The sequence below is a fragment of the Pseudomonas baetica genome (assembly GCF_051216495.1).
Classification (GTDB): Bacteria; Pseudomonadota; Gammaproteobacteria; order Pseudomonadales; family Pseudomonadaceae; genus Aquipseudomonas; species Aquipseudomonas baetica_B.
The window spans coordinates 35,998-53,733 of the sequence record NZ_JBPKAM010000043.1 but is presented as its reverse complement, the minus strand read 5'-3'; the positions used below and the strand labels follow the sequence as shown (position 1 = coordinate 53,733).

At 60.1% G+C, this 17,736-nt stretch carries 17 protein-coding genes; 2 read left to right on the top strand and 15 right to left on the bottom strand.

Annotated elements, in window-relative coordinates; genetic code table 11:
* Positions 1-121: 121 nt before the first annotated feature.
* From ACSFE6_RS16685 to ACSFE6_RS16665, 5 genes are all read right to left on the bottom strand, one after another.
* On the bottom strand, positions 122-856 hold the full coding sequence (locus tag ACSFE6_RS16685; RefSeq protein WP_435428653.1) for an amino acid ABC transporter ATP-binding protein: 735 nt from the start codon (positions 854-856) through the stop codon (positions 122-124).
* Complete coding sequence (locus ACSFE6_RS16680; RefSeq protein ID WP_435428652.1) at positions 853-1,524, bottom strand: amino acid ABC transporter permease; 672 nt, start codon at positions 1,522-1,524, stop codon at positions 853-855. Before ACSFE6_RS16680 ends, ACSFE6_RS16685 begins: the two co-directional genes overlap by 4 nt.
* On the bottom strand, positions 1,524-2,270 hold the full coding sequence (locus tag ACSFE6_RS16675) for an amino acid ABC transporter permease (protein ID WP_435428651.1): 747 nt from the start codon (positions 2,268-2,270) through the stop codon (positions 1,524-1,526). Before ACSFE6_RS16675 ends, ACSFE6_RS16680 begins: the two co-directional genes overlap by 1 nt.
* A 194-nt stretch (positions 2,271-2,464) precedes the next feature.
* On the bottom strand, positions 2,465-3,379 hold the full coding sequence (locus tag ACSFE6_RS16670; protein WP_435428650.1) for a glutamate/aspartate ABC transporter substrate-binding protein: 915 nt from the start codon (positions 3,377-3,379) through the stop codon (positions 2,465-2,467).
* A gap of 276 nt (positions 3,380-3,655) precedes the next feature.
* Positions 3,656-5,281, bottom strand: a complete 1,626-nt coding sequence (locus ACSFE6_RS16665; RefSeq protein WP_435428649.1) for a glucan biosynthesis protein D — start codon at positions 5,279-5,281, stop codon at positions 3,656-3,658.
* Positions 5,282-5,696: 415 nt separating this feature from the next.
* Here ACSFE6_RS16665 and ACSFE6_RS16660 point away from each other — a divergent pair, with 415 nt between their 5' ends.
* Positions 5,697-5,882 carry a hypothetical protein gene (locus tag ACSFE6_RS16660; RefSeq protein ID WP_435428648.1) on the top strand — a complete coding sequence of 62 codons (186 nt, stop codon included), beginning with the start codon at positions 5,697-5,699 and terminating at the stop codon, positions 5,880-5,882.
* Positions 5,883-5,933: 51 nt separating this feature from the next.
* Here ACSFE6_RS16660 and ACSFE6_RS16655 read toward each other — a convergent pair whose 3' ends face one another.
* The 10 genes from ACSFE6_RS16655 to ACSFE6_RS16610 form a co-directional block, all read right to left on the bottom strand.
* Positions 5,934-6,224 carry a type II toxin-antitoxin system RelE/ParE family toxin gene (locus ACSFE6_RS16655; RefSeq protein ID WP_435428647.1) on the bottom strand — a complete coding sequence of 97 codons (291 nt, stop codon included), beginning with the start codon at positions 6,222-6,224 and terminating at the stop codon, positions 5,934-5,936.
* Entirely contained in the window at positions 6,202-6,450 is a 249-nt protein-coding gene (locus tag ACSFE6_RS16650) for a CopG family ribbon-helix-helix protein (RefSeq protein WP_435428646.1), read from the bottom strand. The genes ACSFE6_RS16655 and ACSFE6_RS16650 overlap by 23 nt, the downstream gene beginning before the upstream one ends.
* Before the next feature lie 204 nt (positions 6,451-6,654).
* Entirely contained in the window at positions 6,655-8,139 is a 1,485-nt protein-coding gene (locus tag ACSFE6_RS16645) for an APC family permease (protein ID WP_435428645.1), read from the bottom strand.
* A gap of 215 nt (positions 8,140-8,354) precedes the next feature.
* Complete coding sequence (locus ACSFE6_RS16640; protein WP_435428644.1) at positions 8,355-9,779, bottom strand: gamma-aminobutyraldehyde dehydrogenase; 1,425 nt, start codon at positions 9,777-9,779, stop codon at positions 8,355-8,357.
* 160 nt (positions 9,780-9,939) lie between these two features.
* The gene (locus tag ACSFE6_RS16635) at positions 9,940-10,749 is read right to left on the bottom strand and encodes an ABC transporter permease (RefSeq protein ID WP_435428643.1); all 810 of its coding nucleotides are present in this window, start codon (positions 10,747-10,749) and stop codon (positions 9,940-9,942) included.
* Positions 10,739-11,686 carry an ABC transporter permease gene (locus ACSFE6_RS16630; protein WP_435428642.1) on the bottom strand — a complete coding sequence of 316 codons (948 nt, stop codon included), beginning with the start codon at positions 11,684-11,686 and terminating at the stop codon, positions 10,739-10,741. Before ACSFE6_RS16630 ends, ACSFE6_RS16635 begins: the two co-directional genes overlap by 11 nt.
* Before the next feature lies 1 nt (position 11,687).
* Positions 11,688-12,725 carry an ABC transporter ATP-binding protein gene (locus ACSFE6_RS16625; protein WP_435428641.1) on the bottom strand — a complete coding sequence of 346 codons (1,038 nt, stop codon included), beginning with the start codon at positions 12,723-12,725 and terminating at the stop codon, positions 11,688-11,690.
* Positions 12,726-12,873: 148 nt separating this feature from the next.
* Positions 12,874-14,025 carry a putative ABC transporter substrate-binding protein YdcS gene (gene ydcS, locus ACSFE6_RS16620; protein ID WP_435428640.1) on the bottom strand — a complete coding sequence of 384 codons (1,152 nt, stop codon included), beginning with the start codon at positions 14,023-14,025 and terminating at the stop codon, positions 12,874-12,876.
* Between the two features lie 113 nt (positions 14,026-14,138).
* A complete protein-coding gene (locus ACSFE6_RS16615) occupies positions 14,139-15,626 on the bottom strand; it encodes a gamma-aminobutyraldehyde dehydrogenase (protein ID WP_435428639.1) in 1,488 nt (495 codons plus the stop codon).
* Positions 15,627-15,728: 102 nt separating this feature from the next.
* Positions 15,729-16,643 carry a LysR family transcriptional regulator gene (locus ACSFE6_RS16610; protein WP_435428638.1) on the bottom strand — a complete coding sequence of 305 codons (915 nt, stop codon included), beginning with the start codon at positions 16,641-16,643 and terminating at the stop codon, positions 15,729-15,731.
* Between the two features lie 198 nt (positions 16,644-16,841).
* Between ACSFE6_RS16610 and ACSFE6_RS16605 the strand changes: the two genes are divergently transcribed.
* Complete coding sequence (locus ACSFE6_RS16605; protein WP_435428637.1) at positions 16,842-17,522, top strand: tellurite resistance TerB family protein; 681 nt, start codon at positions 16,842-16,844, stop codon at positions 17,520-17,522.
* Positions 17,523-17,736 lie beyond the last annotated feature (214 nt).

Sequence of the window (17,736 nt, the reverse complement as noted above, 5' to 3'; positions counted from 1 at the left end):
CCCCTGGGGGAGCGGTCTTTTGGGGGGTGTGAGTCAAGGGCAGTTTGTCTCTTTGGGATTTTGGTGGTGTTTGGGTGTCCGTGGGGAGCAATCCCGCTCCTACAGGGGAGTGGCGTATTTTTTAGTGCTGCAGAATCTTGTTGAGGAAGTGCTGCGTACGCTCGGCCCGGGCATTGATGTCGCCGAAGAACTCCTCTTTCGGGCAGTCTTCAATGATCTTGCCAGCGTCCATGAAAATCACGCGGTCGGCCACTTTACGGGCGAAGCCCATTTCGTGGGTCACGCACATCATGGTCATGCCTTCGTGGGCCAGTTGCACCATCACGTCCAGCACTTCGTTGACCATTTCCGGGTCCAGCGCCGAGGTCGGTTCGTCGAACAGCATGACGATCGGGTCCATCGCCAGCGCACGGGCAATCGCCACGCGCTGCTGCTGACCGCCGGACAATTGGCCCGGGTGCTTGTGCGCGTGGGCCGACAGGCCGACACGCTCCAGCAGTTGCAGGCCTTTCTTGGTCGCTTCTTCCTTGCTGCGGCCCAGCACCTTGATCTGCGCGATGGTCAGGTTTTCGGTGATGGTCAGGTGCGGGAACAGTTCGAAATGCTGGAACACCATGCCGACGCGCGAACGCAGCTTGGGCAGGTTGGTTTTCGGGTCGGCAATGGACGTGCCATCGACCACGATGTCACCTTTCTGGAATGGCTCCAGGGCGTTAACGCATTTGATCAGGGTCGATTTACCGGAACCGGATGGCCCGCACACCACGATCACTTCGCCTTTTTTAACCTCGGTGCTGCACTCGGTCAGCACCTGGAAGTCCCCATACCATTTGCTGATGTTCTTGATGGAAATCATACGGTGATCCTTTTTTGCAGACGCTTGACCAACTGCGAGGCGGCAAAGCTGATGATGAAGTAAACGAGCCCCGCGAAGATCAGGAACTCATTGGAGCGGCCGATGATGTCGCCGCTGGCACGCGAAGCATTGAGGAAGTCCACCAGGCCGACGGCGTAGACCAGCGAGGTGTCCTGGAACAGGATGATGCTCTGCTGCAGCAGCAGCGGCGTCATCTTGCGGAATGCCTGGGGCAGGATGATCAGGCGCATCATCTGGCCATAGGTCATGCCCAGTGCTCTCGCCGCGCCCATCTGCCCCTTGGGAATCGACTGCACGCCGGCCCGGACGATTTCGCAGAAGTACGCCGCTTCGAACATCATGAAGGCCACGATGCACGAGGTGAACGCGCCGATCGGGGTGTCTTCGCCGGTGATCCAGCGCAGCACGAACGGCACCGCCAGGTAGAACCAGGTGATCACCAGCAGCAACGGAATCGAACGGAAGTAGTTGACGTAGGCGCCGGCAAGGTTCGACAGCAGCTTGCTGTGGGACAGACGGCACAGCGCCAGGATGGTGCCAAGGATAATCCCGCCGATGACGCCCATGGCCATCAGCTTGAGGGTCATGACCATGCCGTTCCACAGACCCGGCAGGGACGGGACGATGCCCGAGAAGTCGAATTCCATCATTTACCCCCTACGGAGATCAGGCCCGGTACGGCAACCTTCTTCTCGACCATGCGCATCAGCAACATCAAACTCATGTTCAGGGTGAAGTAGATCAAGGTGGCCAGGGTGAACGCTTCGAACAGATTGGCTGAGAACTCGGCGGTCTGTTTGGTCTGCGCGAGCAGTTCCATCAGGCCGATCAGCGAGGCCACGGACGAGTTCTTGAAGACGTTGAGAAATTCCGAGGTGAGCGGCGGAATGATGATCCGGTAAGCCTGGGGCAGCAGCACGTTCCAGTAGATCTGCGGCAGATTGAAACCCATGGCGCGGGCTGCGGATTCCTGGCCTTTGGGCAGCGCCTGGATGCCGGTACGCACCTGTTCGCAAACCCGGGCGGCGGTGAATAGGCCCAGGCACACGACGACGCTGAGGAACGCCGAAGTGGTCGGGTTCAGGTCCTGCTTGTACCACTCCTGCAGGTCGGGCGGCAGCAGGTCGGGTACCAGGAAGTACCAGATGAACAGCTGAACCAGCAGCGGCACGTTGCGGAAGAGTTCGACGTAGCAGGTGGCGATGCCCGATACGATGCGGTTCGGCACGGTACGCATGACGCCCAGGATCGAGCCCAGTGTCAGGGCGATGATCCAGGCCACGACGGCGATACCAATGGTCCAGCCAAGTCCCGAGATGAACCAGTCGAGATAGGTCTCGCTGCCCACACCGGTGGACTTGAAGAACACGCCCCAGTCCCAGTTGTAATTCATTAGGGTCTCCCCTTGAGATCAATCGATGTACAGGTACCCGCCTGGGGGAAGCTCCGTTCCCGCCCGACCTTGACAGTCGGGCACACGCCACCGGCTCGACAGCCACCGGTTCGAGTATTTCCAAAAAATGCCAGCAGGAAGTAACACCTCCTGAAAGGGCAGTGACCCTTTCAGGAGATAAGGTTAGTCAGAAATCAGGATTTCTTGTCGTCAGCCGCTTTATCGGTCGGCGTGGCGATCAGAGCCTTGAGCTCGTTGCTCATCGGGAAGTTCAGGTTCACGCCTTTAGGCGGGACTGGCTGCAGGAACCACTTGTCGTAGATCTTGTTGATTTCGCCCGATGCGTAAGTGGCCTTGATGGCGTCATCCACGACCTTCTTGAACGCGTCGTCGCCCTTGCGAACCATGCAACCGTAGATTTCGTACGACTGTGGAGTGCCGGTCACGGCCCAGTCAGCAGGCTTCTTGGCCTTGGCCATTTCGCCAGCGAGCAAGACGTCGTCCATCATGAACGCCACGGCGCGGCCTGTTTCCAGCATCTGGAAGGATTCGCCGTGGTCTTTGGCGGAGATGACGTTCATGCCCATCTGCTTGTCGGCGTTCATCGCCTTGAGGATGCGCTCGGACGTGGTGCCGGCGGTGGTCACGACGTTCTTGCCTTTGAGGTCGTCGAAATCCTTGTAGGCGGAGTCTTTCTTGGCCAGCAGGCGGGTGCCGACTTCGAAGATACCGACGGAGAAGTCAACTTGCTGCTGACGCTCGACGTTGTTGGTGGTGGAGCCGCATTCCAGGTCCACGGTGCCGTTCTGCACCAGCGGAATACGGGTCTGCGAGGTCACCAGGTTGTATTTGACCTGGAGATTAGGCAGGTCCAGCTCTTTTTTCAGGGCGTCGACGACTTTCAGCTGCAGGTCGTGGGAGTAGCCCATCGGTTTGCCGGACGCATCCGCGATGTAGGAGAAAGGAATGGAAGCGTCACGATGTCCGAGGGTGATCGTGCCGGAATCTTTGATCTTCTTAAGGGTGCCGGTGAGTTCGGCGGCGAAAACTGGTGTGCTGATCAGAGCGGCAGCAATGGCTGCGCCCAGGATATGGGGAACGATGCGCATCAAATTTTCCTCGACATTGTTTTTTTTATGGAGCCAGTTCATCGGCCCTTTTGTGCTTCGAATGCCTGACGGCTCCTGAAGTGTTGGCGCAACAGGCATTCGTCGAAGAAGTGTAGAGCATGACCCGTGCCAGGCTAGATGAAACAGGTCAACTTATTGATTTATAAAGGAATTAAATATTTGTGGCGGGTTTTTTAACCCGGAAAAATCCGGTTTACCGAACCGGCCGTCAGGTCGTGTTCGGAAAACCGAATGGTGGCTGGGCGCAACCGCGAATCAGGTGTATTTGCGCTTGTCCGGTGCCGGCGGGAAGTACTGGTACAACCAGGTTTCACTCAGCGTGCGTTCATTGGTACGGATGAACAGTCGCAGTTCGACGGGGTCGACGCTGTCGTTGGTTGGGTACCAGTCGAACAGGATCCGGTAACCCTTGATGTCATCGAGCACCAGCACGCTGAAGTCCTTCACTTCACCGTTGGAGCAAGTGACCACCGGTTCGATCCCGGTGCCCTGCGGCAGGCGGTCCAGACCACCACCGGTGAAGTCCACGGCAAACCGGCGGGCCCAGACGGGCGGATAATGTTCTCCCGGCGCCCAACCTTCGGTGAAACCGCCCATTCCGGAGCGGGTCGCGTGGACCCGTGCCAGCGGCGTGCCGACCGGTGGCAGGGCGCTCCAGTAGAGCTTGTAGCCGTAGTTCAGCGAGTCGCCGGCGGCCACCGGTTTCTTCGGCGTCCAGAAGGCGACGATGTTGTCCATGGTTTCGCCGGTGGTTGGAATCTCCAGCAAGTCGACCGAGCCTTCGCCCCATTGGGTGGTCGGTTCGACCCACAGGCTTGGGCGGCGGCTGTACCAGTCGACGGTGTCCTGATAGCTGGCGAACTCGTGATCGGTCTGCACCAGGCCAAAACCTTTCGGATCCTTGTCGGCGAAGGCGTTGAATTGCAGTTTGGCCGGGTTGTTCAGCGGGCGGCAGATCCACTCGCCGTTGCCACGCCACATCGCCAGGCGATCGGAGTCATGGATTTGCGGGTGGATGGTGTCGCACATCCGGCGTTCGTGGGTGCCGCAGCTGAACATGCTGGTCATCGGTGCGATGCCCAGTTGATCGATGGCGGTGCGTGCATTGACGTGGGCATCGACTTCCATCACCACGCGCTCGGCCTGGCAATCGATATCAAAGCGGTAGGCCCCGGTGGCGCTCGGCGAGTCGAGCAGGGCGTAGACCACGAAGCGGGTGCTGTCCTTGTCCGGCGTCTCGAACCAGAATTTGGTGAAGTCGGGAAATTCTTCGCGCTTTTTGGCGTAGGTGTCGATCGCCAGGCCACGGGCCGACAAACCGTACTGGCCAGTGGCATCCACTGCACGGAAATAGCTGGCGCCGAGGAAGGACACCACGTCGTGCTTGTCCAGCTCCGGCGCCTTGAACAGCTTGAAGCCGGAAAAACCCAGGTCACCGTTGAGCTGCTTGGTGTCGACCGTGGTGTTGTCATAGTTGAACAGCGACGGGCGGAAATGCACCTCGCGGGCCATGCGAGTCTTGGGGTCGACGCTGTACATGCGCACCGGCTGCTTGAACCCCATGCCGACATGGAAAAACTGCACGTCCAGCTGACCCTTGTTGTCTTTCCACAGCGAATGGTCACCGTCGTAACGGATCGCGTTGAAATTCTGCGGGGTCATGGTCGCCAAGGTGGGCGGCAGCACCTGCTTGGTGTCCTGATAACGGTTGCTGGCGAGCTGCTTGGCCTGGATCTTCAGGGCCTCGAAGTCAAAGGCCTGGGCTTCACCGTCCGCAGTCCCGGTGGCGGCCCAGGCACGGGCGGCGAGCAGGCCGGAGGCGGACAATCCGGTATAGGCCGCGATGGCCATGGAGGCTTTGAGCAAATTCCTGCGGTGCATAAATTCAACCTGTCGTGAACAATCCCGCGCCGTTCCTGGCACGTACTGGATCTCTAAAAAACGGTTCGGACATGCCTTCGGCCAAACGCAACGGACTTTAAACAGATGCCCGATAGCATAAACCGTTCGATCGAAGCGCAAAATTGATTGATGGCACGACGCTAGCGGGGAATGAAACAAGACGTGTCGGGAAAGATTTCCGACAGCGATTTCTGATTTACAGGGCATTTCTGCTTTTTTCGACTAATTACTCTAAAAACCGCTTTTCAGCGCCGGGAATATTTCTATTCTGTGCTCATGACCGGTTTATGCCCTTCGGGCCGGTGCGGTTCAGTGGCCATGAGGCGCTGCCGAAAAAGGGATAAGGGCGATGCGGTTTCTGAAGTTTTCTTTGACGTAGAGAAGGACATCGTCCATGTCGAAAGTACAAGGCATCACTGAAATACTGGGTATCTTTTCGTGCCTGAGCAGTGGCCGGCGAAGACGCCGTCTCAACAGCGAGGAGATGAAACTGGTGGAGCGTTATCGGGAGCTGTCGGAGAGTGACCGGATTGCCATGCGGTATCTGGTGGATGCGATGAGGAGTGTTTCGCGGTTTTGAGAACGTGGTGCATTCGGTCGCGGCAATTCAGTCGCGACTGGATGTCCTCATTTACCAATCCTGCGAGCGTTCAGAACGTTGATGGAGTACACGTAACACTTGTATCTGACCATGGACAAATCGATAAGGAGCGATAAAGGGATAGCGGCCGAAAATTAACTCTCGTACATCTGGCATGACAGAAGACCGGCCTGAACCAGGAAACTGTTCCAGTTGTTCGAACGATTGCAGGATTGTTGAAATGATCTCAAAGGCACGACCCTCACCGACGGACTCCCGGTAATACTCATGAATGTTGTCGAGATCGCTTTCAGCTTTTTCAGTCAGTACTACGCTCGGCACGTTTTGCCCACTTAGCCTTCACGGCGCCCAGATCGGTGAGTTTCCCTGCATCGGCGTCGGCTATGCCTTCACTAATCGCTTGTAGATGCCATGACTCGGCTTCCACGTAACGTGCCAGCGCACGTTTGAGGTGATATTGACGGTCGCGGTCGGTTGCAGCTGCCAACTGATCCAGTTGTTGAGCCAGCAATTCTTCTACGCGAAAGGACAAAACGGGCGAGGCCATAGTGGCTTTCCTAAAGGTGTATACGTTGTAAACGACGTAAACACCCTAGGCTGTCCCCTGACTATCGTCAACCGGTGCCTCTTGCAAGGTTGCGCAAACTCTAGCTGGCGATGCACCAATCTAAGGGAGGGAACTGTTTCGAAATGCTTGCATTCTGAAAGCGGTTGATCGCCCCGGCTCCCATTGGTGCCGGGGCAATTTATCTTAACGACTCACCTTCCAAGCATCCCCCGCAGGCGCCGTCCCGTGGTCATACGGCTTGGCGATCCACATGTACAGCAGCCCCAAACCAATCACGATGGCAGTGCTCAGGACCATGGCGTAGTTGATGTACCACGCGGCGTCCGGGGTGCGGGGCCAGGCCATGTTGATGATGGCGCCGATGCCGTAGGCCAGGGCGCCAAGGTTGACCAGCCAGCCCCAGGCGCCGAGGGTGAATTTGCCGCTCGGTTTCCAGCCTTTCATGCGTGCATACAGGGCGCCAAGTACGATCATCTGGAACGCCAGGTAGATGCCGATGGCGGCGAAGCTGACGATGGTGGCGACCGCGTCCTGCAGGAAGAAGCCGAGGATGATGATCAGCGCCGGCAGGACACCGGACACGAACAGCGCAGCAACCGGAACCTGGGTGTTAGGAGAGATTTTCTTCAGCAGCCGGCTGCCGATCACCATTTCGTCCCGTGCGTAGGAATACAGCAGGCGACTGGCCGCTGCTTGCAGGCTGATGACGCAGGAGATGAAGGAAATCATCACCACGCCCATCACCATTTTCGAGCCGACCGGGCCGAAGGCGTTGTTGAGGATGGTGCCGACCGGGTCCTTGTCGGTGCCGTCGATCACAGCCTTCATATCTGGCACGGCGAGGATCAGTGCCAGGCAAGCGAACATGGCGGAGATGCCGCCGATGTAGATGGTCATGCGCATGGCCACCGGGATTCGCTTGCTCGGATTCGGGGTTTCCTCAGCCACGTCACCGCAGGCCTCGAAGCCGTAGTACAGGAACATCCCCGCCAGCGAGGCGGTGAGGAAGGCCGGCAGGTACGAGCCGTTGACGCTGATGTCGAAGGTGTCGAACAGCACGCCGATCGACTGGTGACGCTCGAAAATCAGCAGGTAAACACCGACGATCACCGCTCCGATCAGTTCGCAGAGAAAGCCGAACATGGCAATGCGCGCCAGCACCTTGGTGCCGCTGAGGTTGACCAGCGTGGCGAACAGCGTCAGCACCAGGGCGATGACGATGTTGGTGTTGTTGCTCGGTTCAAAACCCAGCATCGCTGCGAGATACGGACCGGCTCCGACCGCAACGGCGGCGATGGTCACGCACAGGGCGATGGAGTAGATCCAGCCAACCATCCACGCCCAGCGCTTGCCCACCAGTCGACGGGCCCACGGGTATACGCCACCGGAAATAGGGAACTGCGAGACCACTTCACCGAAGATCAGGCACACCAGTAACTGGCCGATACCCACCAGCAGATAGGCCCAGAACATCGGCGGTCCACCCGCGGCGAGGCACAGGCCGAAGAGGGTATAAACCCCTACGACCGGAGAGAGGTAGGTGAAGCCCAGGGCGAAGTTTTCCCACAGGCTCATGCTGCGATTGAAGTTGGACGTGTAACCCAGTTGGCGCAGTTGTTCGGCATCACTGTCGACAATAGCTGCAGAGAGATCGGATGATGAACTCATGTGTGTTTGCTCCGGAAAATCGGCAGATTTCGGATGTCCGAAACCGTGGCGGAGTCTTGGAGACGCCGCCAGGATCGGTGGTTATTGTTGTGTTTGAAACCTGGTGGTGCGTAATGCCGGTTTCGACCCTGAAACCGAGGTGACTCATTCGCGAGCAGGCTCGCTCCCACAGATTCGGCGCCATCCTTGTGGGAGCGAGCCTGCTCGCGAAGCTTTTAGTGCTTGAACATCACATGCCGTACGACGGTGTAGTCCTCCAATCCGTACATCGACATGTCCTTGCCATACCCGGACAGTTTCTGACCGCCATGGGGCATTTCGCTGACCAGCATGAAGTGCGTGTTCACCCAGGTGCAGCCGTACTGCAAACGGGCCGACAGCCGATGGGCGCGACCGACGTCGGCGGTCCATACCGACGAGGCTAGGCCGTAGTCGGAATCGTTGGCCCAGCCCAGCACTTGCGCTTCATCGCTGAACCTGGTCACCGACACCACCGGCCCGAACACTTCGCGACGGACGATTTCGTCGTCCTGCTGAGCATCGGCCAGCACGGTCGGTTCAAAGAAGAAACCGTTGCCGTCCACTGCCTTGCCACCGGTGATCAGGCGGATGTGCGGTTGGGCAATGGCGCGCTCGACGAAGCCGACCACGCGGTCACGGTGTTGCGCGGTGATCAGCGGGCCGAGTTCGGTCGACGGATCATCCTGCACCCCGTACTTGATGCTGCTGACGGCAGCACCGAGCTTCTCGACGAACTTCTCGTAGATGCCTTCCTGCGCGTAGATGCGGCAGGCGGCGGTGCAGTCCTGGCCGGCGTTGTAGAAGCCGAAGGTGCGGATGCCCTCGACGGCGGCGTCGATGTCAGCATCGTCGAAGATGATCACCGGGGCCTTGCCACCCAGTTCCATGTGCATGCGTTTGACGCTGTCGGCGGTGCTGGAAATGATGTTCGAGCCCGTGGCGATCGAGCCGGTCAGCGACACCATGCGCACTTTCGGGTGGGTAACCAGCGGGTTGCCCACGGTAGGACCACGACCGAAGACGAGGTTGAGCACGCCGGCCGGGAAAATTTCCGATGCCAGTTGCGCCAGGCGCAGGGCGGTCAGCGGTGTTTGTTCCGACGGCTTGAGTACGACGGTATTACCGGCGGCCAGGGCCGGGGCGATTTTCCAGGCGACCATCATCAGCGGATAGTTCCACGGCGCGATGGAGGCGATCACACCCACCGGATCACGGCGGATCATCGAAGTGTGGCCAGGCAGGTATTCGCCACCGGCCGAACCGCTCATGCAGCGGCTGGCGCCGGCGAAGAAGCGAAATACGTCGGCAATTGCCGGAATCTCATCGTTCAGCGCGGCGCTGTAAGGCTTGCCGCAGTTATCCGATTCCAGTTTGGCCAGCTCTTCGCCGTGAGCTTCGATGGCGTCGGCGAGCTTGAGCAGCAGCAGCGAACGTTCTTTGGGTGGGGTGTGGGACCAACTGTCGAACGCGGCATCGGCGGCGCGCACGGCGGCATCGACCTGGGATTCGCTGGCTTCGTTGATTTCCACCAGCACGCGGCCCAATGCCGGGTTGAACACCGGTTGCGCGGGGCCTTCGCCGTTGACCAGCTGGCCGTTGATCAAGAGTTGGGTTTGCATGGCATTGTCCTCTTCAAAGCTGTTTTTGTTTTGAAACCGGCCCCTGTAGGAGCGAGCCTGCTCGCGATAGCGGTCTGACAGGCGACATCAGTGTTGAATGTCAGTCATTCATCGCGAGCAGGCTCGCTCCTACAGGGGATAGTGGTTGTCTGTTATCGATTTATTTCCCGCCACTCCCCGCGACGCTTTCACCGCCACGGGTCAGGTAATAGGCGCCGAGAATCGGCAGCATGGTCACGATCATCACCAGCATTGCCACGACGTTGGTCACCGGCACGTCCCGTGGGCGGCTGAGCTGGTTGAGCAGCCACAGCGGCAGGGTGCGTTCGTGACCGGCGGTGAAGGTGGTGACGATGATTTCGTCGAACGACAGCGCAAACGCGAGCATGCCGCCGGCCAGCAACGCCGAGCCGAGGTTCGGCAGGATGATGTAGCGGAAGGTCTGCCAGCCGTCGGCGCCGAGGTCCATCGAGGCCTCGATCAGGCTGTGGGAAGTGCGGCGCAAGCGGGCGATGACGTTGTTGTAGACGATCACCACACAGAAGGTCGCATGGCCGACGATGATGGTGAACATCCCCGGCTCGATGCCCAGCGTCTTGAAGGTCGCCAGCAACGCGATCCCGGTGATGATCCCCGGCAGGGCGATCGGCAGGATCAGCATCAGCGAGATCCCTTGCTTGCCGAAGAAGTCCCGGCGGTACAACGCCGCCGACGCCAGGGTGCCGAGCACCAGGGCGATCAGGGTGGCGATGGCCGCAATTTGCAGCGACAGCTTGATCGCTTCCAGCACGTCGGGCCGTGCGAACGCCACACCGATCCACTTCAGGGTGAAGCCCTTGGGTGGAAAGCTGAACGCCGCGTCTTCGGTGTTGAAGGCGTACATGAAGATGATCAGGATCGGGAAGTGCAGGAACACCAGCCCGCCCCAGGCCGCGATTTTCAAGCCTATGGAAGCTTTTTCAGAGTGCATCGAAGGCCCCCAGTCGTTTGACGATGGACAGGTAGATGGCGATCAGCACGATCGGCACCAGGGTGAATGCAGCCGCCATTGGCATGTTGCCGATCGCACCTTGCTGGGCGTAGACCATGCTGCCCACGAAATACCCTGGCGGGCCCACCAGTTGCGGCACGATGAAGTCACCCAGGGTCAGCGAAAAGGTGAAGATCGAGCCGGCGGCAATGCCCGGTACCGACAGCGGCAGAATCACCTGCATGAAGGTCTGGCGCGGTTTGGCGCCGAGGTCGGCGGAGGCTTGCAGCAGCGAGGGCGGCAGGCGTTCCAGCGAGGCCTGGATCGGCAGGATCATGAACGGCAGCCAGATATAGACGAACACCATGAAGCGTCCCAAGTGCGAGGTCGACAAGGTACTGCCGCCCACCCCCGGAATGCCCAGCACGAAGTGCAACAGCGACTCCAGTCCCAGATACTGGACGAACCACTGCGCCACGCCGCCCTTGGCCAGCAGCAAGGTCCAGGCATACGCCTTGACGATGTAACTGGCCCACATCGGCATCATCACCGCGATGTAGAAAAACGCCTTGGTCTTGCCGGTGGTGTAGCGCGCCATGTAGTAGGCGATCGGAAACGCGACGATGGCGCTGGCGATGGACACGACAATGGCCATGCTCAGGGTGCGCAGGATGATGTCGAAGTTCGACGGCTGGAACAGCGCGGTGAAGTTCGCCAGGGTCAGCTCGGGGGTGACTGCCATGGTGAAGTCGTCGAAGGTGTAGAAACCCTGCCACAGCAGCGTCAGCAGCGAGCCGAGGTAAATCGCGCCGAACCACAGCAGCGGCGGCACCAGCAGCATCGACAGGTACAGGTTCGGCCGGCGATACAACAGGTTGGAAAACCGTCGCAGCGTTGAGCCGCCAGCCGGGTTTTGAGAGACAGCCAAGGTGCTCATGTCACACCCCGCCGGCCAGTGTGTCGTGCAACGGAATCATGGCTTCGCGCGCCCAGCGAGCGCTCATGCGCTGCCCGGTCTGGTGTTGGGCGCTGGTATCGAGCCATTGATTGTTGGCCTGGCTGATGTTCAGGGTCTGGCCGTTATCCAGCTTCAGTTCATAGCGGGTGGCGCTGCCCTGGTACTGGATGTCGTGCAGCAGGCCGCTGACTTCGATCTCGTGGCTGGCCAGCGGGCCGTTGGCGAAACGTACGTGTTCCGGGCGAATCGAAAATGGCTGTGGATTGCCGCTCAATTCACGGGCGAGATCACCGCGAATCACGTTGGAGGTGCCGACGAATTCGGCGACGAAAGTGGTCGAAGGTTTCATGTACAGGTTGCGCGGTGAGTCGACCTGCTCGATGCGGCCCTTGTTGAACACCGCAACGCGATCGGACATCGACAGTGCTTCGGTCTGGTCGTGGGTGACGAAAATGAAGGTGATGCCGAGCTGGCGTTGCAGCTTCTTCAGTTCGCCTTGCATTTGCTCGCGCAGCTTCAGGTCCAGCGCGCCGAGGGGTTCGTCGAGCAGCAGCACCCGTGGACGATTGACCAGGGCGCGGGCCAGGGCCACGCGCTGGCGTTGGCCGCCGGAGAGTTGCACCGGCTTGCGCTCGCCGTAGCCGCCGAGGGCGACCATGTCGAGGGCTTCTTCGGCGCGTTTCAAGCGCTCGGCCTTGCCGACGCCTTTGACTTTCAAACCGTAGGCGACGTTGTCGCGAACGTTCATGTGCGGGAACAGCGCGTAATCCTGGAACACGGTGTTCACGTCACGCTGGTACGGCGGCAGCCCGGCGGCTTCTTCGCCATGAATACGGATCGAGCCCGCGCTCGGTTGTTCAAAACCGGCGATCAGGCGCAGACAGGTGGTTTTGCCCGAGCCGGAAGGCCCCAGCATGGAGAAAAACTCGCCGTCCTGAATGTCGATGGAAACCCGGTCAACGGCTTTCACTTCGCCGAACTGACGGGAAACGTTGGTGAACTGGACTGCAAGCGTCATGGTGCGGTGCTCCGAAAAAGCGAGGGCCGTCGCAGCGGCCCTGCCTGGACTTCTGAAAAATCTAAATCTTTAAAAGCTTCGCGAGCAGGCTCGCTCCCACAGGGGAATGCAATCAATTGTGGGAGCGAGCCTGCTCGCGAAAAGGGCCTTATCTGCCGCCCATGATCGCGATGTAGTCCTGGGTCCAGCGGCTGTACGGCACGAATTTGCCGCCTTCAGCCTGTGGGGTTTTCCAGAAGGCGATCTTGTCGAAGTTGTCGAACCCGTTGGTCTTGCAGCCTTCGGCGCCGAGCAGTTCGCTCTCCTTGCACGCCGCTGGCACTGCTGGCAGCGAACCGAACCACGCCGCCACGTCACCCTGGACTTTCGGTTGCAGCGACCAGTCCATCCACTTGTAGGCGCAGTTCGGGTGTTTGGCGTCGGTGTGCATCATGGTGGTGTCGGCCCACCCGGTGGCGCCTTCTTTCGGGATGGTCGAGGCGATCGGCTGTTTCTCGTTCACCAGGCCGTTGACCTGATAAGGCCAGGCGCCGGACGCGACTACACCTTCGTTCTTGAAGTCGCTCATTTGCACGGTGGTGTCGTGCCAGTAGCGGTGGATCAACGGCTGCTGGGCGCGCAACAGATCGAGCACGGCCTTGTATTGGGCCTCGGTCAGTTCGTAGGGGTTCTGGATCCCCAGTTCCGGCTTGGCTGTTTTCAGGTACAGCGCCGCGTCGGCGATGTAGATCGGGCCGTCATAGGCCTGCACGCGACCCTTGTTCGCTTTGCCGTCCGGCAGGTTTTCCGCGTTGAACACCACGCCCCAGCTATCCGGCGCAGTCTTGAATACGTTGGTGTTGTACATCAACACGTTCGGGCCCCACTGGTACGGGGTGCCATAGGTCTGCTTGTTGACCACGTACCACGGCGCATCCTTGAGGCGCGGGTCGAGGTTCTTCCAGTTCGGGATCAGCGCGGTGTTGATCGGCTGCACACGCTTGCCGACGATCAGGCGCAGGGAGGCGTCGCCGGACGCGGTCACCAGGTCGTAACCGCCCTTGGCCATCAGGCTGACCATCTCATCGGAGGTGGCGGCGGTTTTCACGTTGACCTTGCAGCCGGTTTCCTTCTCGAAACCGGTGACCCAGTCATAGGCCTTGTCGCTTTCGCCACGTTCGATATAGCCGGGCCACGCCACAATATCCAGCTGGCCTTCGCCGGCGCCGACAGCCTTCAGCGGCTCGGCGGCCTGGACACTGGCACTGGCCAGCAGCGCTGTGGTGATTGCACTGAGCAGTGCGGTCTTGTGCACGAACATGGGAACCTCTCTTTTGTTTATTAGTGGTTGATTGAGAGTAGCTGCAAGCTTCAAGCCGCAAGCTGCAAGTCACTGCAAATCGTGCACGGCTCTTGCAGCTTGCAGCTTGCCGCTTAAAGCTCCTGCCCGTGGCGTGCCATGATGTGCCGCACCACGCTGTAGTCCTGGAGCGAATCGCTGGACAGGTCCTTGCCATAGCCCGAGCGCTTGAGGCCGCCATGGGGCATTTCGCTGACCAGCATGAAATGGCTGTTGATCCAGGTGCACCCATACTGCAAGCGCGCGGCGACCTGCATCGCCTTGTCCAGGTTCTGGGTCCAGACCGAGGACGCCAGGCCGTATTCCGAATCGTTGGCCCAATCCACCGCTTGTTCCAGCTCATCGAAGCGGGTCACGGTGACCACCGGCCCGAACACTTCGCGCTGGACGATTTCGTCGCTTTGTTTGCAACCGGCCAGCAAGGTCGGCTGATAAAAGAAACCGGCGCCGGAATGCACCGCTGCACCGGTCACCCGCTCGATGTGCGGCTGGCCGAGGGCGCGCTCGACGAAACTGGCCACGCGGTCGCGCTGACGGGTGCTGATCAGCGGGCCGATTTCGTTGTCGGCGTCGCGTTTGCCGGCGAAGCGCAGGCTGCTCACCGCCGCACCGAGTTCGGCCACCAAGCGGTCGTGAATCCCTGCCTGTGCATAGACCCGGCACGCTGCCGTGCAATCCTGGCCGGCGTTGTAGTAACCGTAAGTGCGCACGCCTTCGACCACGGCTTGGATGTCGGCATCGTTGCAGACGATCACCGGGGCCTTGCCACCGAGTTCAAGGTGCGTGCGCTTGAGGGTTTTCGACGCGGCCTGGAGGATTTTCTGGCCGGTGACGATATCGCCGGTCAGCGACACCATGCGCACCTTGGGATGGCTGACCAGATGACTGCCGACGCCTTCGCCGCCACCGCACACGATGTTGATTACGCCAGGCGGCAGGATCTCGGCCAGCGCCGGGGCCAACGCCAGGATCGACAGCGGTGTGTGTTCCGATGGCTTGAACACCAGGGTGTTGCCAGCGGCCAGGGCCGGGGCGATTTTCCACGCGGCCATCATGATCGGGTAGTTCCACGGCGCAATCGAGGCGACCACGCCAATCGGATCGCGGCGCACCATGCTGGTGTAGCCCGGCAGGTATTCGCCGCTGAGCTGGCCAGTCTGGCAGCGTACGGCGCCGGCGAAGAATCGGAACACATCGACCGTGGCGGTCAGGTCATCCTGACGGGCCAGGTGCAACGGCTTGCCGCAATTCAGGGCTTCGAGGCGGGCGAGCAGGTCGGCGTTTTTTTCGATGACGTTGGCGATGTCCAGCAGCAGGTTCGAGCGATGCTGTGGCGTGGTGCGCGACCAGCCGGAAAAGGCACGGTGGGCGGCGAGGATGGCGGCTTCGACTTGTTCGCTGCTGGCTTCGGCGATCTGCGTCAGGACTTCGCCAGTGGCCGGATTGAGGATCGGCTCGACAAAACCCTGGCCCGCGACCAATTCGCCATCGATCAACAACGCGGTGAACAGCGGGGTCTGCGCGCCAGCCATTTTTCGGGGTCTCTTTTCTTGTATAGCCATGCTGCTCCCTGTGACTGGGGGCCGGCCGTCTTATATAGATGAACCAAGACTAGTGCGCGGACCCGAGGTCGACAAATTCTAAATACTGAAGGTGGCGTTCGATTAAATAGATGGCTTGCGTCCGCCGTGGGGTTGCTCTCGAGCTACCGTCAGGAACGGGTCCACCAAGGCCGGGCGCGCGGTGCCGCGACGCCAGGCCAGGCCGACGTCCAGGGTCTGGCTCAGGTCGGCAATCGGTCGCGCTTCAATGATGTCGCCCTCCAGCGACCACGGCCGGTAGGTCATGTCCGGCTGTATCGATACCCCCAATCCGGCAGCCACCAGGCTTCGCACCGCTTCGGTCGAGGCGGTGCGCAAGGTGATGCGCGGTTGCAGCGAGGCCGCCGTCCACATGCGCTGGGCGTTGCGGTCCATTTCATCGACGTTCAGCTGAATCAACGGCTCGCGGGCCACGTCGGCGAGGTTGATGCTGTCGTGTTCCAGCAGCGGATGCTGGGCCGGCAGCCACAACCGATGCGGCGAATGGGTCAGGACCTCGGTCTGCAAGGCGTGACGGTCTTCAAGGTTGGACAGGATCAGCACGCCGACATCGATCTCGCCGCTGACCAGCAAATGCTCGATGTACGGACGCTCGTCCTCCATCACGCGGATCTCGACGTTGGGGTAGGCGCGCTGGAAACGGGTGAGCAAATCCGCCAGATAGTAACCGGCCACCAGGCTCGTCACGCCGACGATCAACTGCCCGGCCACCTGATCGGTGCTTTGTTGCAGGCTGCGTTTGGCGTTGTCGACGGTGGCGAGAATCAAGTGGGCCTGGCGCAGGAATTGATGACCCTGGTGGGTCAGGGTCATGCCCTTGGCGTGGCGGCTGAACAGACTGACGCCAATCTCCTCTTCCAGTTGCTGGATCGCCAGGGTCAGGGTGGATTGGGAAATGAACGCCGCTTGCGCGGCGGCGGAGATTGAGCCGGTCTCGGCCACGGCGATGAAATGACGGATCTGACGCAGGGTCATCATGGAAGGGTACCCGGTGGGCTGTTTTTATCGATTCAGTCGAGTGTATATCTAATTTTTTGAAAGCAGCTGCAAGCGTCAAGCGGCAAGTGGAAGGTCGCAGAGCAACATTTGGACGCAACTCTGGCGGTCGGTGGATGGCACTTTCGATCTAGGCTGGGGGCCTTATTAGCCGGATAAACCCTGTTACGGAGGCGGAGAATGAATACCCGTGGATTACTCGATCAACTGTTGAAATCGGGTCAGGAGCTTTTGCAAAACAAGGCCGGTGGCAACCAGAACAAGAGCGCCGGCGGTCTCGGTAGCCTGCTTTCCGGGGCGGGCGGCGGCGCTTTGGCGGCTGGCGCGATGGGGTTGCTGCTGGGCAGCAAGAAGGCGCGCAAGGTGGGCGGCAAGGTCGCGGTTTATGGCGGGCTCGCCGCGTTGGGCGTGCTGGCCTACAAGGCTTACGGCAACTGGCAAGCCCAACAGGGCAGTGCAGAGAAGACAGAACCGCAGACCCTTGATCGCGTGCCAATGGCGCAAGCCGAGCAGCACAGCCAGGCGATACTCAAGGCCCTGGTGGCCGCCGCCAAGGCTGACGGTCATATTGATGAGCGTGAGCGTGAATTGATCGAAGGCGAGTTCATCAAGCTCGACAACGATCAGGAACTACGGCACTGGCTGCACGCCGAACTCAACAAACCCCTGGACCCGAGCGATGTTGCCCGCGCCGCCCGCACCCCGGAAATGGCGGCCGAAATGTACATCGCCAGCGTGATGCTGGTGGATGAGGAGAGCTTCATGGAGAAGTCCTACCTCGATGAACTGGCGCGCCAGCTCAAGCTGGAACCGGGGTTGAAGGCCGAGCTGGAGAAGCAGGTTCGGCTCGCTTCTGTGTAAATCTTTAAACCGCCTTCGCGAGCAGGCTCGCTCCCACTGTGGTCTTGTGTATACCGAACCCCTGTGGGAGCGAGCCTGCTCGCGAAGGCGTATTTGGCCACACCCCATCCCTCAATGACCAATCCACAGCCTCTTTCTGCCAAATCACCACTGGCACTTCACCCGCGAAATGGCGGACATTCCCCAGCCAGAGCCAATTCCTGCCTTATATAGG